Genomic DNA, 25,589 nt, shown 5'->3' on the forward strand with positions numbered 1-25,589 from the left:
TCCCCCGTCACGGGGGATGAAAGGGAGACATTACGTGTTTGACGTAAATCTCTTCGACGAGCTCCGTATCGGTCTGGCCACCGCCGATGACATCCGCCGCTGGTCCAAGGGCGAAGTCAAGAAGCCCGAGACCATTAACTACCGAACCCTCAAGCCGGAGAAGGACGGCCTCTTCTGCGAGCGCATCTTCGGCCCTACCCGCGACTGGGAGTGCTCCTGCGGTAAGTACAAGCGTGTCCGCTACAAGGGCATCATCTGTGAGCGCTGCGGCGTCGAGGTGACCAAGTCCAAGGTGCGTCGTGAGCGCATGGGCCACATTGAGCTGGCCGCGCCGGTAACCCACATCTGGTACTTCAAGGGCGTTCCTTCCCGCCTGGGCTACCTGCTGGACCTGGCTCCGAAGGACCTTGAGCGCATCATCTACTTCGCTGCCAACATCATCACCTCCGTGGACGAGGAAGCTCGCCACAATGACCAGTCCACTCTGGAAGCAGAAATGCTGCTGGAGAAGAAGGACGTGGAGGATGACGTCGAGGCAGAGATCGCTGAGCGCGCTGCCAAGCTTGAGCAGGATCTGGCTGAGCTGGAGGCCGCCGGCGCTAAGGCCGACGCCCGCCGCAAGGTCCAGAACGCTGCAGACAAGGAGATGCAGCACATCCGCGAGCGCGGTGAGCGCGAGGTACAGCGCCTCGACGAAATCTGGAACACCTTTATCAAGCTGGCTCCGAAGCAGATGATCATCGATGAGACCATCTACGAAGAGCTCGTTGACCGCTACGAGGATTACTTCACCGGCGGCATGGGTGCGGAGGCTATCCAGACCCTCATCCGCAACTTCGACCTCGAGGCTGAGGCTGAGGTTCTCAAGGAGATCATCAACAACGGCAAGGGCCAGAAGAAGATGCGTGCCCTCAAGCGCCTCAAGGTCGTCGCGGCCTTCCTGCGCTCGGGCAACGACCCGGCCGGCATGGTGCTCGACGCCATCCCGGTCATCCCGCCGGAGCTGCGCCCGATGGTGCAGCTGGACGGTGGCCGCTTCGCCACCTCCGACCTCAATGACCTCTACCGTCGCGTCATCAACCGCAACAACCGCCTCAAGCGCATGATCGACCTCGGCGCGCCTGAGATCATCGTGAACAACGAGAAGCGCATGCTGCAGGAGTCCGTGGACGCGCTCTTCGACAACGGCCGCCGCGGCCGTCCGGTCACTGGCCCGGGCAACCGCCCGCTGAAGTCCCTGTCTGACCTGCTCAAGGGTAAGCAGGGCCGCTTCCGTCAGAACCTGCTGGGTAAGCGCGTGGACTACTCCGGCCGTTCCGTGATTATCGTCGGCCCGCAGCTCAAGCTGCACGAGTGTGGTCTGCCGAAGCTCATGGCTCTGGAGCTGTTCAAGCCCTTCGTCATGAAGCGCCTGGTGGAAAACGACTACGCCCAGAACATCAAGTCCGCCAAGCGCATGGTGGAGCGTCAGCGTCCTGAGGTGTGGGACGTCCTCGAAGAGGCCATTTCTGAGCACCCGGTGATGCTGAACCGTGCACCGACCCTGCACCGCCTGGGTATCCAGGCCTTCGAGCCGAAGCTTGTTGAGGGTAAGGCCATCCAGCTGCACCCGCTGGCTTGTGAGGCCTTCAACGCCGACTTCGACGGTGACCAGATGGCTGTTCACCTGCCGCTGTCCGCTGAGGCACAGGCAGAGGCTCGCGTCCTCATGCTGGCTTCCAACAACATTCTGTCCCCGGCCTCCGGTAAGCCGCTGGCTATGCCGCGCCTGGATATGGTTACCGGTCTTTACTACCTCACCATGGACAAGGGCGAGGACGAGATCGGTGGCGCGGGACGTTACCGTGAAGCTACCGAGGACCAGCCTGCACAGGGCGTGTACTCCTCCTACGCGGAGGCCATCATGGCTCGCGACCGCGGCGTGCTGGGTCTGCAGGCACCGATCAAGGTGCGCATTTCCCACCTGCGCCCGCCGGCAGATATCGAGGCCGAGCAGTTCCCGGATGGCTGGCAAAAGGGCCAGGCCTGGATGGCAGAGACCACCCTGGGCCGCATCATGTTCAACGACCTGCTGCCGTGGAACTACCCGTACCTTGAGGGCGTCATGGTCCGTAAGGGCGGCGCTGGCAACAAGATGCTGCTTGGTGACGTCATCAATGACCTCGCCGCGAAGTACCCGATGATTACTGTTGCCCAGGTTCTGGACAAGATGAAGGACGCTGGCTTCTACTGGGCTACCCGTTCTGGCGTGACCATCACCATGGACGACGTTCTGGTTCTCCCGAACAAGCATGAGGTGCTCGAGTCCTACGAGAAGGAAGCAGAGCGCATCGAGCGCAAGTACTGGGAGCAGGGTGCTCTTACTGAGCGCGAGCGCTACGACCGCCTCGTGGAGCTGTGGAAGGACGCTACCGACACCGTCGGTGAGGCCGTCGAAAACCTGTACCCGGATGACAACCCGATTCCGATGATCGTGAAGTCCGGTGCTGCCGGTAACATGCGTCAGATCTGGACCCTGGCCGGTATGAAGGGCATGGTTGTGAACTCCAAGGGTGACTACATCACCCGTCCGATTAAGACCTCCTTCCGTGAGGGTCTGTCGGTTCTGGAGTACTTCAACAACTCCCACGGTTCCCGTAAGGGCCTGGCCGATACCGCTCTGCGTACCGCCGACTCCGGCTACCTCACCCGTCGTCTCGTGGACGTGGCACAGGATGTCATCGTCCGCGAAGAGGACTGTGGCACCCGCCAGGGCGTGCGCGTCCCGCTCGGCGTCGAGGTTGCCGAAGGTTCCTACGACCTGCACGAGCTGTGGGAGACCTCCGCATCCGGCCGCGTCGTGGCTAACGACGTCAAGGATGACAACGGCGAGGTTATCGCTGAGGCTGGCGCCGACCTGACTGAGGAGCTCAGCCGTAAGATTGTCAACGCTGGCGTCCTGGAGATCAAGGTCCGCTCGGTACTGACCTGCCAGACCCCGGCTGGTGTCTGTGCGAAGTGCTACGGCAAGTCCATGGCCTCCGGCAAGCTGGTTGACATCGGTGAGGCAGTCGGCATCGTGGCTGCACAGTCCATTGGTGAGCCGGGTACCCAGCTGACCATGCGTACCTTCCACCAGGGTGGTGTCGGTGGCGATATTACCGGTGGTCTGCCGCGTGTTCAGGAGCTCTTTGAGGCCCGTAACCCGAAGAACCGCGCGCCTATCGCTTCTGTCGACGGCACCGTGTCCTTGTCGGACGAGGGCAACTTCTGGACCCTGACCATCACCCCGGACGATGGCTCTGACAACGTGGTCTACGAGAAGCTGTCGAAGCGCCAGGGCCTGGCTCAGGTTCGCCGTCCGATGGAGTCCAACCCGGATGCCATGATTGAGCGCTCTCTGCGTGATGGCGACCACGTGGAGACCGGTGACCGCCTCATGCGCGGTGCTGCTGACCCGCACGACGTGCTGGAGGTCCTCGGCCGCCGTGGCGTGGAGAAGCACCTCATCGACGAGGTTCAGGCCGTCTACCGTGCACAGGGTGTGGCTATCCACGACAAGCACATCGAGATCATCATCCGCCAGATGCTGCGTCGCGGTACCGTCATCGACGCTGGTACCACCGACCTGCTGCCGGGTAACCTCATTGACCTCTCTGAGGCCAAGCAGGTTAACGCCGCACAGGTTGCTGAAGGTGGCCAGCCGGCTCAGCTGCGCAGTGAGATCATGGGTATTACCAAGGCCTCCCTGGCTACCGAGTCCTGGCTGTCTGCGGCCTCCTTCCAGGAGACCACGCGTGTGCTTACCGACGCCGCCATCAACAAGCGCTCGGATCAGCTCATTGGTCTGAAGGAGAACGTCATCATCGGTAAGCTGATCCCGGCCGGTACCGGTATTTCCCGCTACCGCAACATCAGCGTCAAGCCGACTGAGGCGGCACGCAACGCTGCGTACTCCATCCCGACCTACGGTGATTCCATCTACGGCGACGACGGCTTCGGTGAGTTCACTGGCGCCTCAGTCCCGCTGGAGGAGGACTACACCTTCTAAGGCTTCGATTCTGAAGTGAGAGGCGAAAACGCTCGCCGCTAAAGACCCGATTCCCCACCTGCCACAGTGCAGCAGGTGGGGAATCGGGTCTTTTACCATCAGCGAGCATGGGCGAGTTGTTCGTTCGGCTAGTTCTTATTTCGTCTTAAGGAAGATTCCCGCCCTTTCGGGCTGAGCTTCCTCAATTCCGCTGGTTAACGGTGTTAAGTTGCGCCTGAACGCCCATCTCATTAACCTGAGCGAAGGATAAGTTAATAGTCATTTCTATCCATATAGAGAGTTGGCTGCGTACAAGACCGCACCAGCAACTCTATCCAGGCTTGGGGGCTCGCGATGAAGCTTTTCCTTTCCTTAAGCAGTAGGCGAGAGTCCCCTTGGGGGTCGGTGCACTAAGAGCCGGCCCTCAGTGTGCCCCGCCGTGGAGGTCAGAGACCACGGCGGGGCACTGCGCAGTTTTAGGGCCGATGTGAGAGAGGCGTGGGGAAGAGACTAACGGACGCAACTTTTAGCTCTCGTGCCATTCTTCGAGGCGTTCGAGCAGAATCTTGTCAGACTCCAGCTTTGCCTCACGGTTGGCCTCCACGGTACCGCCCATCATCGTTTCCCAGGAGGGGCCGACGAGCTCATCAATGTTCTCGTGAAAAAGGTGGCCGGCGCCCTCGTAGATGTGAGGTTCAAGGTCGTCGTTCTGCTCGTTCAGAGCCTTGGCGGCGACATCGGCTTGCCACATTGCGTCCTCCGTCCCAGCGAAGAGGAGTCCATGACCATCGAACTGGCTGAGGTCAATGACGGTTTCTGGGTCGGCAGCGGCGGCGATGGCTTCATAGCCAGCGCGATAGGACACCGGCAGACCAAGGGCCAAGCGTGTCATGAGTTTGCCAAACTCGGCTCCCTGCTCAGCAGCAAATTTGCCAAACTCGGCTCCCTGCTCAGCAGCAAAGGGGACGGGTTCGCCCTTCCATGTAAAGCTGCTCCGTGTGCCGGTATCGCGCTGGTAGTTGAGGTTGCCGTACGTGTGATCCGCAGGGGTGTAGAGCACAATGTTGCTGATCTCTGGGTAACGAGCCGCCAAGTTTGCAGTGAGCTCCGCGCCCTTTGAGGTGCCGATGACGGTCAGCGGTTGAACACCATTGCCCTTCTCGTTGGCATAGGCAATGACCTCATCAAAGAATTCGAGTGGGACTTCATCAATAAATTCCTTTTGGCCGGGTTGTCCAAAGAAGTAGAGGTCGAGCACATCGTAGCCGTTATCGCGGAGGAGTTGAGCCTGTTCCACGTTGGCGCCGCCGTCGGAGCCACCGAAGACGACGACCGTGCCGGGGTGGGCGTCACCAAGCGGCGAGAGGTGGAACCCCTTCATGTAGTCGCCGTTGATTTTCTCCACGCCGTTCTCGCTGAGAATTCGATCATCCCCGCCCTCGGGGTTTTCGGGGATTGCATAACGATTGGTGTTGATGGAACGGGCAATCCATACACCCGCGATCAGGAGGACCAAGCACAGGAGAATAATCCCTAAGATCGTGAGAATAGCTTTGATAGCTCGCATGGCGGATGTCTCCTTTATTTCCTGATGAGATGTGCGCCGCTATCTCCATTGTATTTCGTGGGAGTGCTGAAGGTGCTGGATGTGCCCTTATCGGGGCTGCTTGCTAAGCTGTCACTGCTTTTAAGCTTTCTGTGGCAGCACTGTGAAGAGCTCGCCGCTTTCAACTGCACATCGTCACGGGTGCTTCCTGTCTGCATGCTGCTTCGCAGCGCCAGGGAGGAGGCTGAGATGCCGCCGAGGTAGCGGCGAACCGTTGAACCTGATCCGGGTAATGCCGGCGAGAGGGAGGAAAAATGAATTCTGTATCCACGTCTGGTGCGGGTGCTTCAAGTGCGGGAGCGCCTGGTGTGGGGGCTTCAGGTGCCGCACCGCGCAGCCTGAACTGGCGAATTGTAGACATCGTGGTGGCATCCGTGTTGGGTGTGGCCTGTGGTTTTGTGTTCCTGGTGTGGAACACGGTGGGCTATGCCTGGTTCCAGGCTATGGATGCGCTTACGCCCGGCCTGGGTGGTATTGCCACGGGTATCTGGCTCATCGGTGGTGTCATTGGCGGGCTTGTGATCCGCAAGCCTGGTGCGGCCCTCTACGTCGAATTGCTGGCAGCCATCGTGTCCACCTTGCTGGGCTCGCAGTGGAGTATTAGTACTGTCTATTCCGGCATCGCGCAGGGTATCGGTGTGGAAATCGTTCTCGCCATCTTCCTCTACCGCCGCTTTGGTCTGGGCGTGTCCATGCTTGGCGGCATGGCGGCCGGCTGGGGTGCTTTCGTGCTGGAGCTGTTTACCTCTGGAAACCTGGGCAAGACCCTGCAGTTCAACCTCATCTACTTCGTCACCCTGAGTATCTCCGGCGCGATTTTGGCCGGTGCGGTGGGCTTCTTTGTGGTCAAGGCGCTGGCGAAGACAGGCGCGCTTGATCGTTTCGCGGTCGGTCGCGAACAGCATTCCGCCTAATTGCGGAATGCTGGTGAGGCTATTTTCGGAGTCTGGGTGAGGTTAGTCGCGCAGTATGAATGAGGTAGGTGCCCCGGGGGCCACGAAGGTCACGGCCCGCGGCTACGGCTGGACGCATGCGGGCAGGCGTGAGGCTGCGCTCGCGGAGATTAACTTTGTCATCGAGCCGGGGGAGAAGGTGCTGCTGTGCGGTGACTCCGGTTCGGGTAAATCCACGCTGCTTGCTGCCATTGCGGGTGTTCTTGGCGGGGATGATGAAGGTACGCGAGTCGGGTCGATTCTGCTGGAGGATTCCCACGGCACCGTCGAGCAGCCCGGCCGCACTATCCCGGTGGGCTTGGTGCTTCAGGACCCTGATTCCCAGGTGATTGCTGCGCGCGTGGGTGATGACGTGGCTTTTGGCTGCGAAAATCTGGCTTATCCCCGCGAGGAGATCTGGCAGCGCGTGACTGCCGCGCTGGAGATGGTGGGGCCGTATGTTGACCTCGACTTTCCTACTGAGCGGCTCTCCGGCGGGCAGAAGCAGCGCCTCGCCTTGGCGGGTGTCATTGCGATGGGCGCGGGCGTTGTGCTTCTCGACGAACCCACGGCGAACCTCGACCCGGAAGGTGCGCGCGATGTTATCGAGGCCGTTTCCACCATGGTGGAGCGCACCGGCGCTACCCTCATCGTGGTCGAACACCAGCACGCAGCGTGGAAAGGCGTGCTGGACCGAGCCATTGAGCTCAAGGATGGGCGCATCGTGGCGGATGGGCCGCTTGACAGCGTCGTGGCAAACCGCACTGTGGCTGACCTGCCGGAGGCGAGGGACGTCGCTAAGCACAGCGAGCCCGCCCTGTGGAGTACTGACTTGGTCACGCGTTTCGGCCCACCACGTAGTTTTGAGCTGCCCCGCGGGGCGTCCACGGTGCTCACGGGGCCGAATGGTGCGGGAAAGACGACGTGGATGATGACCGTGGCAGGCCTCCTCCCGGCGGAGTCGGGGGAGATTGGTGTCGCGGACTTCGTGCGGCGCGGGCTGAAAGGCTCGCCGCTAGAGTGGAAGTCCCGGGAGCTGGCTGACCGTATCGGTTTCGTCTTCCAGAACCCCGAGCACCAGTTCGTCGCCCGCACCGTGGCTGAGGAATTGCGCGTGGGCCCGAAGGTCATGCGCCGTGAGATCCCCGAGGCGCACATTGCCGAGCTTGTCGACGCCCTCCGCTTAGGCCACCTCCTCAACGCCAACCCGTTCACGTTGTCGGGAGGGGAGAAGCGCCGTCTATCCGTGGCAACGGCCCTGGTGAGTGCGCCGGAGGTGCTGCTTCTCGACGAACCCACCTTCGGCCAAGATCCCCACACCTTCAGCGAGCTGGTGTGGCTGTTGCGACGCATGGCCGATGAGGGCACGACGATTGCCTCCGTGACGCATGATCCGCTCTTTATTTCCGCCTTGGGTGATCACCGCGTGGAGGTGACCCGTGGCTAACACTTCTTCGTCTAGTTCCTCTTCGGGCCTTTTGACCGGAGTGAATCCGCTGACCCGCATCTTCCTCATGTTCGTGTGGGTAACCCCCTTGTTGCTCTCCGTGGACCTGGTATCCGGTGGAGTATCGCTAGCGCTGACCATGCTCCTTGCCCCGCTGTGTGGGGTGTCGTGGCTGCGCATGCTAAAAGCGGGTTGGTTCTTGTTCCTCATCGCGCCGATTTCTGGCATCTCGATGCTGCTCTATGGTGCCCCGGGTGGGCGCGAGTACTTTAGCTTGTGGCTCATTACGGTGAGTGATAACTCGATTGAGCTCGCCATCGCCATTACTATTCGAGTCTTTGCGGTGGCGCTGCCCATGGTGGTGCTCGCGCGCGCGATCGATCCCACTGAGCTGGGTGACGCCCTCTCCCAGATTCTCAAGCTGCCGTCCCGTTTCGTCATTGGTGCCGTGGCCGGCGTGCGCATGATGACGCTCTTTAAGTCGGATTGGCAGTTCCTTGCCATGGCGCGTCGAGCGCGCGGACTTACCGACGAAGGCCGGGTCAAGCACCTCCTCACCATGTCCTTCGGGTTGTTGGTCCTCGCCCTGCGCCGCGGCGGCAAGCTTGCCACGGCGATGGAGGCGCGCGGATTCGGCCGCACTCCGCCCGGCGGTGGTCAGCGTACGTGGGCCCGTCCCTCTCGTCTTATGCACCGAGATTGGCTGGTGATGGCCGCGGGTGTGATCCTCGCTGCACTTCCGGTGGTAGTTTCGGTGCTAAGTGGTTCGTGGAGGTTCTTCGGTCTCTAAAGCCTCCACGGCTCCGAGACTGCACGCGCAAACCCAGAAGTGGTGAGAAGAAAACACATGCAGGAGACACAGGACGTCCAGGGCGCTGACTACAACAGCCAGATGGAACGGCTCTTGGAGGACGTGGTTAAGCTCTCCGCCTCCCGTAAGCGCCCGCTGAAACCAGTGACCGTGCTTATCGACGGCCCCTCGGGCGCCGGCAAAACCTGGACCTCGGTGGCTTTGGCTGAGCGTACTGGCTGGCGCGTGGTCCACCTCGACGAGTTCTATCCCGGCTGGCGTGGGCTTGAAGCCGGCTCCGTCATGGTTGCCGAACAAGTTCTGCGTGAGAACAACCCGGGCTACTGGCGCTGGGATTGGGACACGAATGCGCCGAAGGATTGGGCCAGCCTGGATGCACGCGATGACCTGATTGTGGAAGGCGTCGGTTCCGTCACCGCGGAGAATATTGCCGCGGCGAAAGAGCGCGGATCCGTCGTGACTGTCCGTATTGATGGCCCGCGCGAGCAGCGCCGCAAGCGAGCTCTGGAGCGCGACCCGGCTTATGAGGAATGGTTTGAAACCTGGGAGAACCAGGAGAAGAACTATTTCGCTGACATCGCGGTGGATGCCGACCTCACCTGGGAGTGGACGTAGTCACAAGGGTTCACAAGGGGGATTTTGGCAGATCAGGGGGCTGGTGGTAATCTAACCGACGGTTTCATCTTTGTCTGAGATGAAAAGTCTGATCAGTTTCTCGGCCGCATATGGTCGAGGGAAGTTCTGGACATGCGGAAGGGCCCCGGAGAAGAGCCCCCATTTTTGCATGTTTGACCGCCTTCCTTGATCAGTTGAAGCCGAAGTCATACAGAAAGACTAGATTTATGCCAACTATTCAGCAGCTGGTCCGCAAGGGCCGCCACAGCAAGAAGGCCGAGGTCGCTACGGCAGCCCTTAAGGGTTCCCCGCAGCGTCGCGGCGTGTGCACTCGCGTGTACACCACCACCCCGAAGAAGCCGAACTCCGCTCTCCGTAAGGTTGCTCGTGTTCGTCTGACCTCCGGTATTGAGGTTTCCGCCTACATTCCGGGCGAGGGCCACAACCTGCAGGAGCACTCCATGGTGCTCGTCCGCGGTGGTCGTGTGAAGGACCTCCCGGGTGTTCGCTACAAGATTATCCGTGGCGCACTGGATACCCAGGGCGTGAAGGACCGTAAGCAGGCTCGCTCCCGCTACGGCGCAAAGAAGGGACAGTAATCAACAATGCGTAAGAATGCTGCACCGAAGCGTCCTGTAGTCAAGGACCCGGTTTACAACTCCGAGCAGGTCACCATGCTCGTCAACAAGATCCTCCAGGACGGCAAGAAGTCCACCGCTGAGCGCATCGTCTACGGCGCTCTCGAGGCTTGCCGCGAGAAGACCGGTACCGACCCGGTCGGCACCCTGGAGAAGGCTTTGGGCAATATCCGCCCGGACCTCGAGGTTCGCTCCCGCCGTGTGGGTGGCGCTACCTACCAGGTCCCGGTTGAGGTTAAGCCGGCTCGTTCCAACACCCTGGCACTGCGTTGGTTGGTGACCTTCACCCGCCAGCGTCGCGAGAACACCATGATCGAGCGTCTCGCTAACGAGATTCTGGACGCATCCAACGGCCTGGGTGCTTCCGTCAAGCGCCGTGAGGATACTCACAAGATGGCTGAGGCTAACCGCGCCTTCGCTCACTACCGCTGGTAATTCCTGCGGAAAAATTTTGCCACATGGCTTCCTGGCCCGAACAACGACATCATCGTTTACCTGCGCTGACAGCGCGATGCGGAGCCCTTGAGAAAAGGGTACCGCCACGCGCACAGTGCGGAACAAAACTTTAATAGCGTTGTTCGGGCCATTTTTGTGTATGGGGGCAGTTAAACGCCCTGCATGCACAGTCAAAAACGTCATGCAGTAACATGCACAGCGGGACAGTGGCAGCCCACATGTGAGGTGCCCTGAGTTCCTCACGCTGCCGCGCTAGCCTAGACGTGGCAAAATAGATCAAGACCTATCCATGAAGACGTCTTTGTACTGTAAGTCAGTGTTGAGCTGACTCGGGCGTCGACGAGACATTAAGTTGGGGTATAAACGTGGCACAACAAGTGCTTAAGGATCTGAACAAGGTCCGCAACATCGGCATCATGGCTCACATCGATGCTGGTAAGACCACCACGACCGAGCGCATTCTCTTCTACACCGGTATCAACCGTAAGGTCGGCGAGACCCACGATGGTGCCTCCACCACTGACTGGATGGAGCAGGAGAAGGAGCGCGGCATCACCATTACGTCCGCTGCTGTGACCTGTTTCTGGGACAACAACCAGATCAACATCATTGACACCCCGGGTCACGTTGACTTCACCGTTGAGGTGGAGCGTTCCCTCCGTGTTCTTGATGGCGCCGTTGCCGTCTTCGACGGTAAGGAAGGCGTTGAGCCGCAGTCCGAGCAGGTGTGGCGTCAGGCTGCTAAGTACGACGTTCCGCGTATCTGCTTCGTCAACAAGATGGACAAGATGGGCGCGGACTTCTACTACACCGTTGGCACCATCGTTGACCGCCTCGGCGCTAAGCCGTTGGTTCTGCAGCTGCCGATCGGCGCTGAGGATGACTTCGACGGTGTTGTTGACCTCATCGACATGCAGGCACTGACCTGGCGCGGCAAGGTTGAGACCGGTACCGAAGCCACCATCGAGGAGATCCCGGCCGACCTGAAGGATAAGGCTGAGGAGTACCGCGAGAAGCTGCTCGAGACCGTCGCCGAGTCCGATGAAGAGCTCATGGAGAAGTACTTCGGTGGCGAGGAGCTCACCAAGGAAGAGATCCAGGCTGCCATCCGCAAGATGACCATTAACTCTGAGGTCTACCCGGTTCTGTGTGGTACTGCCTACCGCAACAAGGGCATCCAGCCGCTGCTCGACGCTGTCGTTGCTTACCTGCCGAACCCGCTCGACATCGGCGAGATCACCGGCCACGCTGTGGGCAACGAGGACGAGGTTATTACCCGTAAGCCGTCCATTGAGTCCCCGTTTGCAGCTCTGGCCTTCAAGATTGCTGCTCACCCGTTCTTCGGTCAGCTGACCTTCACCCGCGTGTACTCCGGCCAGGTTCTTCCGGGTACCGAGGTTATGAACTCCACCAAGGGTAAGAAGGAGCGCATCGGTAAGCTCTTCCAGATGCACGCCAACAAGGAGAACCCGGTGGAGCAGGCAGATGCCGGCAACATCTACGCCGTCATTGGTCTGAAGGAAACCACCACCGGTGACACCCTGTGTGACAAGGATGACCAGATCATCCTCGAGTCCATGGACTTCCCGGAGCCGGTTATTAAGGTCTCCATCGAGCCGAAGACCAAGGCTGACCAGGAGAAGCTGGGTACCGCTATTCAGAAGCTGGCTGCTGAGGACCCGACCTTTACCGTTGAGCTCGACGAGGAGACCGGCCAGACCGTTATCGGCGGCATGGGCGAGCTCCACCTCGACGTTCTGGTTGACCGCATGAAGCGCGAGTTCAAGGTTGAGGCCAACATTGGTAACCCGCAGGTTGCTTACCGCGAGACCATCCGCAAGAAGGTCGAGTCCCTGGACTACACCCACAAGAAGCAGACCGGTGGTTCCGGCCAGTTCGCAAAGGTCATCGTCACCATCGAGCCGTACAACCCGGAGCCGGAGGAGCTGGAAGAGGGCGAGTCCGCAACCTACAAGTTCGAGAACGCCGTCACCGGTGGCCGCGTTCCGAAGGAGTACATCCCGTCCGTCGACGCTGGTATCCAGGATGCTATGCAGTACGGCTTCGTCGCTGGCTTCCCGCTGGTGAACATCAAGGCCACCCTCGAGGATGGCGCTTACCACGACGTTGACTCCTCCGAGATGGCCTTCAAGCTGGCTGGCTCCCAGGTCCTCAAGGAAGCTGTTGCTAAGGCAAAGCCGGTTCTGCTTGAGCCGATCATGGCCGTTGAGGTTGTTACCCCTGAGGAGTACATGGGCACCGTGAACGGTGACATCTCCTCCCGCCGTGGCCAGGTCTTCGCTATGGAGGACCGCTCCGGCGCCAAGGTCGTGAAGGCTAAGGTTCCGCTGTCCGAGATGTTCGGCTACATCGGTGACCTGCGTTCTTCCACCGCTGGCCGTGCAAACTTCACCATGGTCTTCGATTCCTACGCTGAGGTTCCGTCCTCCGTGGCTCAGGAGATCATCGAGGAGCGCACCGGCAACAAGGCCTAAGCGGCCCCGCCGTTTAGCCCGCAACATGGGGCTGGTAGTCTTCGCCAGTAGACAGCCAGCTCCCTGCGCTGGGGGGTAGCGGTCGGCTGAGCACGCAACCACAATCGTGTGTGTTGAGCCGGCCGTTACCCTCCCAGGATCCTGTTAATTGATTCTTGTCGAGGGTCAACGACCGCACGTTATGCGCGGGGTTACCTCCTATTGAGGCAGTTTGAAAAAACTGCGGCATAAATCTAGGATCGTGTAACTGGCACGTAAAGAAAGCGTCATTAGCGCTTATGGGCTTCGGCTCGAAGTGCCAATGGCAATACAAACCACGTGGCTGCGAAATACGTAGCCGCCATAGAGTCCAGGAGGACAAACAGTGGCAAAGGAGAAGTTCGAGCGTACGAAGCCGCATGTGAACATCGGCACCATCGGACACGTCGACCACGGCAAGACCACCACCACCGCAGCGATCACCAAGGTTTTGGCTGACGCTTACCCGGAGGAGAACACCGCTTTCGCCTTCGACATGATCGATAAGGCTCCTGAGGAGAAGGAGCGCGGTATTACCATCAACATCTCCCACGTTGAGTACTCCACCCCGAAGCGCCACTACGCACACGTGGACGCCCCGGGCCACGCCGACTACATCAAGAACATGATTACCGGCGCTGCTCAGATGGACGGCGCTATCCTGGTTGTTGCTGCAACCGATGGCCCGATGCCGCAGACCCGCGAGCACGTTCTGCTGGCTCGCCAGGTTGGCGTTCCGTACATCCTCGTTGCTCTGAACAAGTGCGACATGGTTGACGATGAGGAAATCATCGAGCTCGTTGAGATGGAGATCCGTGAGCTGCTCGCTGAGCAGGACTACGACGAGGACGCTCCGATCATTCACATCTCCGCTCTGAAGGCTCTTGAGGGCGACGAGAAGTGGGCACAGTCCATCGTTGACCTGATGCAGGCTTGCGATGACTCCATCCCGGATCCGGAGCGCGAGCTGGACAAGCCGTTCCTGATGCCGATCGAGGACATCTTCACCATTACCGGCCGCGGTACCGTTGTTACCGGCCGTGTTGAGCGTGGCTCCCTGAACGTTAACGAGGACATCGAGATCATCGGTATCAAGGACAAGTCCATGTCCACCACCGTTACCGGTATCGAGATGTTCCGCAAGATGATGGACTACACCGAGGCTGGCGACAACTGTGGTCTGCTTCTGCGTGGTACCAAGCGTGAAGAGGTTGAGCGTGGCCAGGTCTGCATCAAGCCGGGCGCTTACACCCCGCACACCAAGTTCGAGGGTTCCGTCTACGTCCTGAAGAAGGAAGAGGGCGGCCGCCACACCCCGTTCATGGACAACTACCGTCCGCAGTTCTACTTCCGCACCACCGACGTTACCGGTGTCATCAAGCTGCCGGAGGGCACCGAGATGGTTATGCCGGGCGACAACGTTGAGATGACCGTTGAGCTGATCCAGCCGGTCGCTATGGACGAGGGCCTGCGCTTCGCTATCCGCGAGGGCTCCCGTACCGTCGGCGCTGGCCGCGTTACCAAGATCCTCGACTAATCCTTAGTGATTAGCAGGATGTTGTAGCATCCTGAAGCCGCCCAATCCCAGTAGGGGTTGGGCGGCCTTTGTGATCGCGGGGGTACTAGGCTTGGGAGTCATGTTTGATCCGACTCGCATCGATCGCACCCTCGTTGCTCTTCGCGCCGCCTGGGAGGGCCAACCTGACCTTCCCCTGGGCACTCTTTTCGGCATGCTTGCAGCAGAAGGCTATGGCTGGGGTGTGTCTGACGAGGATCTCACGAGGCGTTTGGAGGACATGGCTCGAGTCCACCCGCCCCTGTTACCGCTTTCCGACGCCTCCCTCATCACCCACGGCCTCTGGCTCACCGTCACCGATACTCACCGTGTGACCTTGTCGCCTGGAGATTCCTCTAATGCTCCCCACGCCGTAGTCCGCCCTATGTCAAAGGAAGGCGTGAAGGGCCAGCCGGTCGCGTGGCCCGTATCAGGTTTGCGGCCCGTCGGACCCGGACGGCCCCTAGTCATCGCGGACACCGAAGGTTTCGAGCACCGCTTCGGCATCGTCCACTCCGTTACCCGGCTGAAGGAAGATAGACGCTCGTTGGACGGTCTCAAGCGTCGCAGCGTCGGCGACCGCGTCTGGTTCATCCGAACCGATGCCGAGACCATCATCCTTGACCACGGCCTCCATGTCATCGAACGAAAGAACCGCGAACTCGTACGCGCTGACTTCTCCTGGGACCGTATCGAGAAGTGCGAGTCCGGCTCACCCCTCAGCATTCATCTGTCCCGTGGCACGCAGCACTCATTTGGTGTCGTCGAGGACCTTATTCTCGTCGAAAACGAACCCTGGTCCCCGTCCCAAAATGCCTAGGATCGCCGATGTGCCCGCTGACGGTGCTGTGGTCAGCGGGTTTCGGCGTCTCGGCGCTCGCGTTGCCTCATCGAGAGCGTTCAGCTCGCACCCGGCGGGTCGGGTGGTTGCCCTGTTGTTTGTTCGGCGGCGAGCCGGGCTACCGCTTCTTGGTATTCGGGCATGGCGGTTATCGGTGTACCCCAGGGCGGGATGTAGCTCACCCCGGTATTCAACCGGAACATGTAGCCGCGGCCTGTGGGCCGTTTGGGGTCATCATCGTTGATACCGTTGTGGTAGGCGCACAGGAAGGTGAGGTTTTTAATGTTGGTGAATCCTCCTGCCTGCCAGGGGATGAGGTGGTGGACTTCGCAGTAGTCTGCGGGTTTGTTGCAGCCGTCGCGTGAGCAGGTTTGGAATTCGGCAGCTAGGCTGATGCGTTGTTTCCAGCTGGCATGCCGCTGAAGTCTATAAGAGTTAATGGGTCCCTCTAAAGGGTGGATGATGGTGGCGTAGCCAATCTCGGCAAACTTGTAGGCCAAAAAGTCTGCGCCTGTCATGCGCGCGCCGTTGGTGAGGTTAAGTTCTATTTCCTCCCCATCACCATTAATAATTTGGTCGAGTTCGTTGAGAGTGACAACGACTTGAGCATGTACGGCGGGTGTGGTGCCAATACCACCGGTGACAATGACGGTGCGGGCAGCGTCAAGCAGGTTTGTTTTGTTGACGGATTCGAGGGTTCCGCGGATATCAGCGATGACGGTGGGGGTGTCGGTGATGGTGATGGAGTTCGGTCCTTTGGACCGGTAGGTGAAGCGGACTCCGGGTTTAGCTTCGCGTTTGGCACGAAGCTCCTTTAAACGCTTGGTGGCTACCTGGCGGATTTTGTGGGCAGGTGTTCCGGCAAGTTTTATGCGTAGGTTCCAGGCGTCGAGGTCTTTGTTGACTTTGGTGGTGTAGGACTCAATCAAGGTAAGAACGCTAAGGCTATGTTTTTGTGCCACCGCGGCGGCACGGGCTTTGCGTTGTTTGCCAGTAAAGCGGGTTTGCCCGAAGTAGGTGCGGTGAAGGTGGGCAAGTTCTGCGGCATCGGTTGGGTCGGCGCCGAGCGCGCGGAGCTCGTCGGGTGAGCTGGATGCTTGTTCCACTAGCGCGATCCCCGAGTTGCGGTAGTGGAAGTAGGTTTCTAGTACCCCCATGGCCACGAAGCTTAAAGCAGGCCCACCAACCCCGCAACCGGAACGGGTTAAGCCCCTCGTCACGAGGGGCTTAACCCGAGAACGGACTTATGCGATGGCGCTGCGAACCTTGGTGAAGTGCACTTTGTAAGTGGTATCCAGGTCCGCGTCTGGGAAGGCCGCACGGAAATCGCTGTCATTGACCTCAATGGCATCCTTGATGCGCATAAGCGGGGTATCCGGATCAGCGAGAACCTCGTATTGCAGCGTTGGGCGGCCACGGTCATAGGCAACCAAGCGCGAGACCTTCTCTACGCCCTCGACGTTGGACAACGTATCGGCCACCGCACCCGCAATGGCATTCATGCTGGTCTTAATGGCGCCGTCCTCATTGGAGGCGTCAGAATGCACGGTATTGAACCGGTGGTGACGCAGATTCGCAATGATAAGCCACAACCCCATCAACGCCAACACCACCGTGGCGGCAGCCAAAACATAGACCCACCAGGATTGCTCCGGCAGCCCAGCCCACGTGTCATGGTCAACCCACTCTGCCAAGTAGGTAGCGAATTCCACGTTGAAGTGAATGAGAATCGGCCACGAACCTAACGCAATGAGCACAATGCCCAGAATGGCAAGAATAGTGCGGTCCACGCCGGCCAGCTTCTTAGACATTGGCAATCGCCTCCTGATCGTTCTCAATGACAACGGTGAGTTCAGGGCTCGGGGAGACGTCGGCAAGCGCGGCTTCTACCGCATCAGTGACGCGTTCCTTGAGCTGGGCATCCTCCAGGTCACCCGTAGCCGTAACGGTAAGGCTGGCGCGGTTGGCGGAAATTTTAGCTCGGCTGCGCGCAGCACTGGCACCTGGAACGCGGCGCGCGGCAGCAGAGGCGAGACGCGCGATGTCCACCGCACGCAGCCACATGGACGCGTCGTCCGAGGCGATTCGCACATGCGTCGTCTTCCGCGGCGCGCAGGCCGCCCACAGCAGGATGAGACCCACCACAATGCCGATGCCACCGCCGATAAGCATCCACGTCGCAATGTCGGGTTTCGACATGACATCGATAAAGGGCTGCAGCCAGGACTGACCACCTTCGTCCGCGCCGACTACCCAGGCCTCCCGGCCCGCAACCACGGCGGCGGCAAGCAACACGATGCCCAAGATGACAGTCCACGTACGCGCCGGCGGTGAGGCCTTAGGGCGTTGGCCTAACGTGACCGGCAGAGTCTTCTCACTCATGGTGGGCTCCTTCGCCGAACGGGGTAATGGTAATGGCACGCAACGGGACCGGACGGGGAATGTCAACCCGGCGGGTGAAGTCCGCCGAAGGACGAATCTCCACCGGCCGCAGAGCAGTGGGCTGCGGTGCAGTCACGCGGCGCGGCTGCACCGGGCGGGGTGCCTCGATCGAACGCGGCTGGACCGGACGAGGAGTCTCAACGCGCTGCAGGCGGAACTCGCCAGGCAACTCCACCGGCCGCACGGCTACCGGCGGAGGAGTGTGGACGTCGCGCAGGCGTTGCTGGGGAGCAGCGCTAATTGGCCGCAACGACTCGTAGCGCTGCGTCGAAGGAGCAAAGCCGGAGGCCCGCACGGGGACATCGCCCAGCAAGCTCACCGACCGTACCGCCGTTTCCACTGGCACCTCAACGCCCCGCACAGCGGCTGGGGTAGGAGTAGCAATCTGGCGAACAGCCACGCCACGCGAGGTCGTCACGGGCTTGAGCTCACGGGGCGTCACGGAGGCCGGAACGCGTGCAGCGAGCGGCCTGCGCGCAGCTACTTCAAGCGCGGAGGTGCGTTCACCGGCCACCGCGCCACCAACGGTCACGTTGACGCGAGTCGTGCGGAAGCCAGTAAAGTCCAACACGGCCTGCGATACCGCGGTGCGCACTGCCGACGCCACATCAGTCACCGGCGACGGCCAGTACACGGCAATGTCAGCATCAATCGCCACGACCTTCGTATCCGGATCCATCTGTGCCATGACGCGCGGAAAGGCTCGGCCGGCGAGGCCGGCTAGTTTGGCGTCGACAGCCGCGGTTCCCGGCACACTGGCAATGGCGGAGCTAATGACTTTTTCCATCGCTCGCAGTGAGAACTGGGTACGGCCTGTGTCGTCGAACGGAGTCGTCACTAGCCTTGGCCTCTATCCTGGCCAACCACGCCTTTCCATACGGCGGTGAGGTCGATTCGGCCGTCGAAGTGCGCGCCAACCACGCCGCCAATCGCGGCCAGAAGCACCGCGAGAACGACGTACCAGACGCCGAGGTAGATGAAAAAGGCGAGAACCAAGCCGGCGAGAACGCCGAGGGAGGTGTAATTCTTCATGGTTTTCCTTTAGTTCTGTGGGGAGGCAGCAGAGTCAACTGCATCGGCGAAGACGATGTCGACGGTACGCGCGGGCGGCCAGGTGCTGCGGACGGTGTCGCGGATGGCGTCGCCAAGCTCAGCAAGGACAACGTCACTACGCACATCAACGACAACGTGCAGCTCAAGGTAGGTATCATCGCTCGGCGCGGGGCGGGAGATGCCGTGGATGCGCTCGCCCGGGAAGAGCAAGGCCACCTCGCCGAAACGGCCGGGGCTGAGCTTGGCGACGCCCCTCAGTCCCGTCACCGCGTCCACAATCGCCCGCGCGGTCTCCGCCGTGAGTTGTGGGGTCTGCTGACTCACTTAAGCCTGGCCCTGCGTGACGGCCGGAGTGGTGTCCTCGGACTCCTGCTCCTCGCGCGGCAGCTTGACATCGTGAACCACCACGTCGACGCGGTCAACGGACAGGCCCGTCATGCGCTCCACAGCATTCATGATGTTGCGGCGAATAGCCTCCGCCAGCTCGTGGATAGCAACGCCGTACTCAGCGATAATGGCGATATCAATGGAAGCGGTGCCGTTGGCAACCTCCACGGAGACACCCTGGCGGACATCCTCGGAGGCACCGAAGGACTCGCGGATGGATCCCATCATGCGGGCACCGCCGCCGCCCAGGGCAGCCACGCCGGAGACCTCGCGCGCAGCGATACCAGCGATCTTGGACACCACGACGTCGTCAATGCGGGTGGTGCCGAACTCCGTCTCTAGGTTCTTGTTGCGCTCTGGGGCAGGAGCCGGGGTAGTAGCTTCGGTCTTCTCAGCAACGTCCTTCGGGGTGGTGTTGTCAGCCATGGTGAAACCTTCTCAATTCTTGGGTTGGGTGATTAGTCGAGCGGCATGTGGTCGCTGCCCCCGAGCTTATCGCTGAACTCGGACTCTGTGGGGTGGGGAGACAAACTTTGGCTGAAACGTGATTTTGGGCACGGTTTTCGTAGCGGTTTGGAAAACGGGAGGTTACATGCTTAAATACAGGGGTTGCTTTAACACAGCAACGTAGCCGCAGGCACAAGCTTGTAGGGCGTTGTTGCTGGTAAAGCGAACATGACACCTTTGTTGTGAGGCTTCAACGAGTCGCACTCGAAGGTCATCTGATCGGGCTAGGTCCGCGTTTGAGCAGAGACACCCCCGAGACGATGGACCGGAGAAGGAGCATGGCAAATAAACAGCGGCAGTATATGAATAAGACTTTGGTTGCAGATCTGTGATCGAACGCCCCAGTCTTCTTCCTATTGACTTTGACTACGGGTCTTGTACCCCGTCATGAGCACTGCACGGGCTGGGCATTTGCCTAGCGCTGTATCTCATGGTCGTCATGACAGTCAGACAACTGGCGTTGTGCCAAGGCTCCATGCCCGGACAACGTTATAGAGAAATCGAGAAGCAATTTCCCACCGCTTCACGCCCCGGAAAGGCCGGGAATGTGAAAGTGGGGAAGCGAGGAAGAGGATAAGCGTGGCGGGACAAAAGATCCGCATTCGGCTGAAGGCCTACGACCACGAGGCTATCGACGCTTCTGCCAAGAAGATCGTTGAGACCGTAACCCGTACGGGTGCTCGTGTTGTTGGTCCGGTGCCGCTCCCAACCGAGAAGAACGTATACGCCGTTATTCGTTCTCCGCACAAGTACAAGGACTCTCGCGAGCACTTCGAGATGCGCACTCACAAGCGCCTCATCGACATTCTCGACCCGACCCCGAAGACCGTTGACGCTCTTATGCGCATCGACCTTCCGGCAAGCGTCGACGTGAATATCCAGTAAGCGATCGACACAACGTATTTGGTGGAGAACTAATTATGAGTGAAAACGAGATCAAGGGCATTCTGGGCACCAAGCTCGGCATGACCCAGGTCTTCGACGAGGAGAACCGCGTTGTGCCGGTCACCGTCGTCGAGGCTGGGCCGTGCGTGGTTACCCAGATCCGCACGAAAGAAACCGATGGCTACGACGCCATCCAGATTGCCTTCGGTGAGAAGGACCCGCGCAAGGCCAACAAGCCGGCCGCTGGTCACTTCAAGAAGGCTGGCGTGACCCCGCGCCGCCACGTGGCTGAAATCCGCATGGATGACACCTCTGCATACGAGGTGGGCCAGGAGGTCAAGGTGGATATCTTCGAGGGCGTGACCTTCGTTGACGTCACCGGCACCACCAAGGGCCACGGCTACGCCGGCGCCATGAAGCGCCACGGCTTCGCAGGCCAGGGCGCTGCCCACGGTAACCAGGCTGCTCACCGCCGCGTCGGCGGTATCGGTGGCGCTTCGTTCCCGGGCCGCGTCTTCAAGGGTAAGCGCATGGCTGGCCGCATGGGCCAGGACCGCGTGACCACCCAGAACCTGAAGATTCAGAAGATTGATGCCGAGTCCAACCTGCTGCTCATCAAGGGCGCTGTCCCTGGTGCGCGCGGTGGCCTCGTCACCGTTAAGACCGCAGTGAAGGGCGGTGCACACGCATGAGCAACCTCAAGCTAGACGTCCAGACCGCTGACGGTAAGACCAACGGCTCTGTTGAGCTGCCGGCCGAGCTCTTTGACACCGAAGCATCCATCGCTTTGATGCACCAGGTTGTCAACGCTCAGCTCGCTGCTGCTCGCCAGGGCACCCACAAGACCAAGACTCGCGGCGAGGTCCGCGGCGGTGGCCGTAAGCCGTTCCGCCAGAAGGGCACCGGTCGCGCCCGCCAGGGCTCCATCCGTGCACCGCACTACACCGGCGGTGGCACCGTACACGGCCCGGTTCCGCGCGACTACTCCCAGCGCACCCCGAAGCGCATGATCAAGGCTGCTCTCTACGGTGCACTGTCTGACCGTGCACGCAACGAGCGCATCCACGTCATCGAGGAGCTCGTCCCGGGTCAGACCCCGTCCACCAAGCAGGCCAAGGCCTTCATCGAGCGCCTCACCGACCGCAAGAACGTTCTTCTGGTCATCGGCCGCGAGGACATTAATGCTCGCCGCAGCGCCAACAACCTGCCGAACGTCCAGATCCTGGACGCCGGCCAGCTGAACACCTACGACGTACTCTACTCGGACGACGTTGTGTTCTCCGTTGAGGCTCTGCACACCTTCGTCGAGCGCGCCACCGGCGCCGCCGAGGAAGCTAAGGAGGAGAAGTAATGGCTAAGCTCGCTAACCCGCGCGACGTCATCATCGCACCGGTTGTGTCCGAGAAGTCCTACGGCCTGATGGAGCAGAACGTCTACACGTTCTACGTCTCCACGGACTCCAACAAGACCCAGATTAAAGATGCCGTAGAGCAGATCTTCGGCGTGAAGGTTGCTTCCGTCAACACCGTCAACCGTGCAGGTAAGCGCAAGCGCACCCGTACCGGCTACGGTCAGCGTAAGTCCACCAAGCGCGCCTACGTGACGCTCCGTGAAGGCAGCGACTCCATCGACGTCTTCGGCGGTTCTGCTAGCTAGCAGAACCGGCTCCAAGAGCCGATAAGGAAAAGGAAGAATTATGGCTATTCGTAAGTACAAGCCGACAACTCCGGGTCGCCGCGCATCCTCCGTGTCCCAGTTCGAGGAAATCACTCGTTCCACTCCGGAGAAGTCCCTGCTGCGCCCGCTGAGCAAGACTGGTGGTCGTAACAACTACGGCCGCATCACCACCCGCCACATCGGCGGTGGCCACAAGCGCCGTTACCGTCTCATCGACTTCCGTCGTACCGACAAGGACGGCATCCCTGCAAAGGTCGCTCACATCGAGTACGACCCGAACCGTACCGCTAACATTGCCCTCCTGCACTACGCAGATGGCGAGAAGCGCTACATCATCGCCCCGAAGGGCCTGAAGCAGGGCATCGTCGTCGAGTCCGGCCCGAACGCAGATATCAAGGTGGGCAACAACCTGCCGCTGCGCAACATCCCGACCGGTACCACCATCCACGCTGTGGAGCTCAAACCGGGCGCTGGCGCTAAGCTGGCTCGCTCCGCTGGTGCCTCCATCCAGCTGCTGGGTAAGGAAGGCAAGTACGCCATCCTGCGTATGCCGTCCTCCGAGATCCGTCGCGTCGACATCCGTTGCCGCGCCACCGTCGGTGAGGTTGGCAATGCCGAGCAGATGAACATCCGCTGGGGCAAGGCCGGCCGTATGCGTTGGAAGGGCGTCCGCCCGACCGTCCGCGGTGTCGTTATGAACCCGGTCGACCACCCGCACGGTGGTGGTGAGGGTAAGACCTCGGGTGGTCGCCACCCGGTGTCGCCGTGGGGCCACAAGGAAGGCCGCACCCGCAACCCGAACCGTTACTCGAACAACATGATCGTGCGCCGTCGTCGCCCGAACAAGAAGCGCTAAGAGGAGGTAAACAATGCCACGCAGCCTGAAGAAGGGCCCGTTCGTCGATGAGCACCTCCTCAACAAGGTAGATGCTCAGAACGAGGCCGGCACCAAGCAGGTCATCAAGACCTGGTCTCGCCGCTCCACCATCCTGCCCGACTTCATCGGTCACACCTTCGCCGTCCACGACGGCCGCAAGCATGTGCCGGTGTTCGTCGAGGACTCCATGGTTGGTCACAAGCTCGGCGAGTTCGCACCCACCAAGACCTTTAAGGGTCACGTCAAGGACGACAAGAAGGGACGTCGATAAGCGATGAGTGACACCATCACCTCCGCATCCGCAACGGCTCGCTACGTCCGCGTTACCCCGATGAAGGCACGCCGCGTCATCGACCTGGTTCGCGGAAAGTCCGTATCCGAGGCACTTGCAATCCTGAAGTACGCTCCGCAGGGCGCCGCTAAGCCGGTTGCCAAGGTTGTTGCTTCCGCAGCTGCCAACGCTGAGAACAACTTCGGCCTGGATCCGCGCACCCTGGTCATCTCCGAGGCTTACGCCAACGAGGGTCCGACCATGCGTCGTTTCCAGCCGCGCGCACAGGGCCGCGCATTCATGATTCGTAAGCGCACCAGCCACATCACCGTGGTTGTCGAGAGCCAGAAGGAAGGGGCCAAGTAATGGGCCAGAAGATCCATCCTCACGGCCTACGTTTGGGCATCACTTCCGACTGGAAGACCCACTGGTACGCCGATAAGGACTACGCCAACTACGTAGCCGAAGACATCAAGATCCGCCAGTACCTGGAGAAGGGCCTCGACCGCGCCGGCATTGCCGACGTCGTCATCGAGCGCACCCGCGACCGCGTCCGCGTCGACATTCACACCGCCCGCCCGGGCATCGTGATCGGCCGCCGCGGTGCTGAGGCTGACCGCATCCGCCGCGAGCTCGAGAAGCTCACCGGCAAGATGGTTGCCCTCAACATCCTCGAGGTCAAGCAGGTTGACGCCAACGCAACCCTGGTTGCGCAGTCCGTCGCCGAGCAGCTGGTTAACCGCGTGGCCTTCCGCCGCGCAATGCGCAAGGCTATCCAGTCCGCTATGCGCCAGCCGCAGGTTAAGGGTATTAAGATCCTCCTGTCTGGTCGTCTGGGCGGCGCTGAGATGTCTCGCACCGAGCGCTACCACGAGGGTCGCGTTCCGCTGCACACCCTTCGCGCCGAAATCGACTACGGCACCGCAGAGGCCCACACCACCTTCGGCCGCATTGGCATTAAGGTGTGGATCTACAAGGGTGACGTCGTCGGTGGCGTGCGCGAGTCCGAACTGAACGCTCCGGCGCAGGGCCGTGGCCGCGGTGACCGTAACGGTCGTCCGCGTCGTGGTGGCCAGCGTCGTCAGCGCGCACAGCAGAAGCAGGAGGGCTAATCCATGCTGATTCCTAAGCGCGTCAAGTACCGTCGCCAGCACCGCCCGAACCGCTCGGGTGTGTCCAAGGGCGGTAACCGCATCAACTTCGGTGACTACGCCATCCAGGCTCTTGAGCCGGCGTACATCACCAACCGTCAGATTGAGGCCGCACGTATTGCCATCAACCGCCACGTCAAGCGTGGCGGCAAGGTCTGGATTAACATCTTCCCGGACCGCCCGCTGACCCAGAAGCCGCTCGGCGTTCGTATGGGTTCCGGTAAGGGCCCGGTGGAGAAGTGGGTTGCCAACGTTAAGCCGGGTCGCGTCCTCTTCGAGATGACCTACCCGAACGAGGAAACCGCCATCGAGGCACTGCGCCGCGCTGGTCAGAAGCTTCCGTGCAAGGTCCGCATCATCAAGAAGGAGGACCAGTTCTAATGGCTACCGGTACCCCCGCCCACGAGTTCCGTGAGCTCGACAACGCTGAGCTGGAGACCCGCCTGAAGGACGCGAAGGAAGAGCTCTTCAACCTTCGTTTCCAGAAGGCCACCGGCCAGCTGACCAACAACCGCCGCATCGGCACGGTTAAGCGCGACATCGCCCGCATCTACACCGTTCTGCGCGAGCGCGAGCTGGGCCTGTCCGTTGCTCCGGGAGCTGAGGCTTAATCATGAGTGAGGCAAACGTGAACACTAAGAAGGAAAAGGGCGCTCGCAAGACCCGCACCGGCATCGTTGTCTCCGACAAGATGGACAAGACCATCGTTGTCGAGCTCGAGGACCGCAAGCAGCACGCCCTTTACGGCAAGATTATGCGCACTAACAAGAAGGTTAAGGCGCACGACGAAGAGAACACCGCCGGCATTGGCGACCGCGTTCTCATCGCCGAGACCCGCCCGCTGTCTAAGGACAAGCACTTCCGTCTCGTCGAAATCGTGGAGAAGGCTAAGTAAAATCTAGCCCTTTCACGATGC

General features: G+C 60.5%; 29 protein-coding genes and 1 riboswitch. Of the genes, 21 read left to right on the forward strand and 8 right to left on the reverse strand.

The genetic code is table 11. The annotated features are described in order from the left end of the window. Window positions 1-34 precede the first annotated feature (34 nt). Window positions 35-4,030 (forward strand): DNA-directed RNA polymerase subunit beta', encoded by a 3,996-nt coding sequence (locus tag QP922_RS00640; protein ID WP_284807344.1) that lies wholly within the window; start codon window positions 35-37, stop codon window positions 4,028-4,030. Window positions 4,031-4,535: 505 nt separating this feature from the next. On the opposite strand, the gene QP922_RS00645 is transcribed toward QP922_RS00640, so the two are convergent. Further along, window positions 4,536-5,576 (reverse strand): acyl-CoA thioester hydrolase/BAAT C-terminal domain-containing protein, encoded by a 1,041-nt coding sequence (locus QP922_RS00645; protein WP_284807346.1) that lies wholly within the window; start codon window positions 5,574-5,576, stop codon window positions 4,536-4,538. A 166-nt stretch (window positions 5,577-5,742) separates the two neighbouring features. After that, window positions 5,743-5,880: riboswitch (TPP riboswitch) on the forward strand. Here QP922_RS00645 and QP922_RS00650 point away from each other — a divergent pair. The 9 genes from QP922_RS00650 (at window position 5,870) to QP922_RS00690 (ending at window position 15,402) form a co-directional block, all read left to right on the forward strand. Then, the gene (locus QP922_RS00650) at window positions 5,870-6,529 is read left to right on the forward strand and encodes an ECF transporter S component (RefSeq protein WP_284807347.1); all 660 of its coding nucleotides are present in this window, start codon (window positions 5,870-5,872) and stop codon (window positions 6,527-6,529) included. Its footprint overlaps the riboswitch before it by 11 nt. Window positions 6,530-6,584: 55 nt before the next feature. Beyond that, window positions 6,585-7,994, forward strand: coding sequence for an ABC transporter ATP-binding protein (locus QP922_RS00655; protein WP_284807349.1), 1,410 nt, complete (start codon window positions 6,585-6,587; stop codon window positions 7,992-7,994). A 67-nt stretch (window positions 7,995-8,061) separates the two neighbouring features. Continuing rightward, on the forward strand, window positions 8,062-8,784 hold the full coding sequence (locus tag QP922_RS00660) for an energy-coupling factor transporter transmembrane component T family protein (RefSeq protein ID WP_284807523.1): 723 nt from the start codon (window positions 8,062-8,064) through the stop codon (window positions 8,782-8,784). 57 nt (window positions 8,785-8,841) lie between these two features. Continuing rightward, window positions 8,842-9,420 carry an isopentenyl transferase family protein gene (locus QP922_RS00665; protein WP_284807350.1) on the forward strand — a complete coding sequence of 193 codons (579 nt, stop codon included), beginning with the start codon at window positions 8,842-8,844 and terminating at the stop codon, window positions 9,418-9,420. Between the two features lie 227 nt (window positions 9,421-9,647). Then, on the forward strand, window positions 9,648-10,019 hold the full coding sequence (gene rpsL, locus QP922_RS00670; protein WP_039673673.1) for a 30S ribosomal protein S12: 372 nt from the start codon (window positions 9,648-9,650) through the stop codon (window positions 10,017-10,019). Between the two features lie 6 nt (window positions 10,020-10,025). Next, on the forward strand, window positions 10,026-10,493 hold the full coding sequence (gene rpsG, locus QP922_RS00675; RefSeq protein ID WP_070521784.1) for a 30S ribosomal protein S7: 468 nt from the start codon (window positions 10,026-10,028) through the stop codon (window positions 10,491-10,493). 386 nt (window positions 10,494-10,879) lie between these two features. Further along, window positions 10,880-13,009: an elongation factor G gene (fusA, locus tag QP922_RS00680; RefSeq protein WP_070673478.1), complete on the forward strand. Its 2,130-nt coding sequence runs from the start codon at window positions 10,880-10,882 to the stop codon at window positions 13,007-13,009. 364 nt (window positions 13,010-13,373) lie between these two features. After that, on the forward strand, window positions 13,374-14,564 hold the full coding sequence (tuf, locus tag QP922_RS00685) for an elongation factor Tu (protein ID WP_070673479.1): 1,191 nt from the start codon (window positions 13,374-13,376) through the stop codon (window positions 14,562-14,564). A 100-nt stretch (window positions 14,565-14,664) separates the two neighbouring features. Beyond that, window positions 14,665-15,402, forward strand: a complete 738-nt coding sequence (locus tag QP922_RS00690; protein ID WP_284807353.1) for a hypothetical protein — start codon at window positions 14,665-14,667, stop codon at window positions 15,400-15,402. A gap of 80 nt (window positions 15,403-15,482) precedes the next feature. Here QP922_RS00690 and QP922_RS00695 read toward each other — a convergent pair whose 3' ends face one another. The 7 genes from QP922_RS00695 to QP922_RS00725 form a co-directional block, all read right to left on the reverse strand. After that, the gene (locus tag QP922_RS00695; RefSeq protein ID WP_284807354.1) at window positions 15,483-16,580 is read right to left on the reverse strand and encodes an HNH endonuclease signature motif containing protein; all 1,098 of its coding nucleotides are present in this window, start codon (window positions 16,578-16,580) and stop codon (window positions 15,483-15,485) included. A gap of 87 nt (window positions 16,581-16,667) precedes the next feature. After that, window positions 16,668-17,234, reverse strand: a complete 567-nt coding sequence (locus tag QP922_RS00700) for an Asp23/Gls24 family envelope stress response protein (protein WP_284807355.1) — start codon at window positions 17,232-17,234, stop codon at window positions 16,668-16,670. Continuing rightward, window positions 17,227-17,805: a DUF6286 domain-containing protein gene (locus QP922_RS00705; protein ID WP_284807356.1), complete on the reverse strand. Its 579-nt coding sequence runs from the start codon at window positions 17,803-17,805 to the stop codon at window positions 17,227-17,229. The genes QP922_RS00700 and QP922_RS00705 overlap by 8 nt, the downstream gene beginning before the upstream one ends. Then, complete coding sequence (locus QP922_RS00710) at window positions 17,798-18,703, reverse strand: Asp23/Gls24 family envelope stress response protein (protein ID WP_284807358.1); 906 nt, start codon at window positions 18,701-18,703, stop codon at window positions 17,798-17,800. The genes QP922_RS00705 and QP922_RS00710 overlap by 8 nt, the downstream gene beginning before the upstream one ends. Next, window positions 18,703-18,897, reverse strand: a complete 195-nt coding sequence (locus QP922_RS00715) for a hypothetical protein (protein ID WP_042529283.1) — start codon at window positions 18,895-18,897, stop codon at window positions 18,703-18,705. The genes QP922_RS00710 and QP922_RS00715 overlap by 1 nt, the downstream gene beginning before the upstream one ends. A gap of 9 nt (window positions 18,898-18,906) precedes the next feature. Continuing rightward, window positions 18,907-19,242 (reverse strand): hypothetical protein, encoded by a 336-nt coding sequence (locus tag QP922_RS00720; RefSeq protein WP_284807359.1) that lies wholly within the window; start codon window positions 19,240-19,242, stop codon window positions 18,907-18,909. After that, window positions 19,243-19,731: an Asp23/Gls24 family envelope stress response protein gene (locus QP922_RS00725; protein WP_204098994.1), complete on the reverse strand. Its 489-nt coding sequence runs from the start codon at window positions 19,729-19,731 to the stop codon at window positions 19,243-19,245. It abuts the gene before it with no gap. Between the two features lie 660 nt (window positions 19,732-20,391). Here QP922_RS00725 and rpsJ point away from each other — a divergent pair. The 11 genes from rpsJ to rpsQ are packed head-to-tail and all read left to right on the forward strand — an operon-like array spanning window position 20,392 to window position 25,568. Beyond that, window positions 20,392-20,697, forward strand: a complete 306-nt coding sequence (gene rpsJ, locus QP922_RS00730) for a 30S ribosomal protein S10 (protein ID WP_003848085.1) — start codon at window positions 20,392-20,394, stop codon at window positions 20,695-20,697. Between the two features lie 35 nt (window positions 20,698-20,732). Further along, entirely contained in the window at window positions 20,733-21,389 is a 657-nt protein-coding gene (gene rplC / locus QP922_RS00735; RefSeq protein ID WP_070673486.1) for a 50S ribosomal protein L3, read from the forward strand. Then, on the forward strand, window positions 21,386-22,048 hold the full coding sequence (gene rplD / locus QP922_RS00740) for a 50S ribosomal protein L4 (RefSeq protein ID WP_039673702.1): 663 nt from the start codon (window positions 21,386-21,388) through the stop codon (window positions 22,046-22,048). The genes rplC and rplD overlap by 4 nt, the downstream gene beginning before the upstream one ends. After that, on the forward strand, window positions 22,048-22,353 hold the full coding sequence (rplW, locus tag QP922_RS00745; RefSeq protein ID WP_039673704.1) for a 50S ribosomal protein L23: 306 nt from the start codon (window positions 22,048-22,050) through the stop codon (window positions 22,351-22,353). Before rplD ends, rplW begins: the two co-directional genes overlap by 1 nt. 40 nt (window positions 22,354-22,393) lie before the next feature. Then, the gene (gene rplB / locus QP922_RS00750) at window positions 22,394-23,230 is read left to right on the forward strand and encodes a 50S ribosomal protein L2 (RefSeq protein ID WP_070673488.1); all 837 of its coding nucleotides are present in this window, start codon (window positions 22,394-22,396) and stop codon (window positions 23,228-23,230) included. Window positions 23,231-23,243: 13 nt separating this feature from the next. Continuing rightward, a complete protein-coding gene (gene rpsS, locus QP922_RS00755; RefSeq protein WP_010189646.1) occupies window positions 23,244-23,522 on the forward strand; it encodes a 30S ribosomal protein S19 in 279 nt (92 codons plus the stop codon). Between the two features lie 3 nt (window positions 23,523-23,525). Further along, on the forward strand, window positions 23,526-23,888 hold the full coding sequence (gene rplV, locus QP922_RS00760; protein WP_039673710.1) for a 50S ribosomal protein L22: 363 nt from the start codon (window positions 23,526-23,528) through the stop codon (window positions 23,886-23,888). Beyond that, window positions 23,888-24,634, forward strand: a complete 747-nt coding sequence (gene rpsC / locus QP922_RS00765) for a 30S ribosomal protein S3 (RefSeq protein ID WP_070673489.1) — start codon at window positions 23,888-23,890, stop codon at window positions 24,632-24,634. Before rplV ends, rpsC begins: the two co-directional genes overlap by 1 nt. Before the next feature lie 3 nt (window positions 24,635-24,637). Further along, entirely contained in the window at window positions 24,638-25,054 is a 417-nt protein-coding gene (rplP, locus tag QP922_RS00770; RefSeq protein WP_070673490.1) for a 50S ribosomal protein L16, read from the forward strand. Further along, entirely contained in the window at window positions 25,054-25,284 is a 231-nt protein-coding gene (gene rpmC / locus QP922_RS00775; RefSeq protein WP_005276944.1) for a 50S ribosomal protein L29, read from the forward strand. The genes rplP and rpmC overlap by 1 nt, the downstream gene beginning before the upstream one ends. Window positions 25,285-25,286: 2 nt before the next feature. After that, window positions 25,287-25,568, forward strand: a complete 282-nt coding sequence (rpsQ, locus tag QP922_RS00780) for a 30S ribosomal protein S17 (RefSeq protein WP_070673491.1) — start codon at window positions 25,287-25,289, stop codon at window positions 25,566-25,568. Window positions 25,569-25,589: the final 21 nt, after the last annotated feature.

It is taken from the genome of Corynebacterium sp. MSK218, assembly GCF_030232655.1.
Lineage (GTDB): Bacteria > Actinomycetota > Actinomycetes > Mycobacteriales > Mycobacteriaceae > Corynebacterium.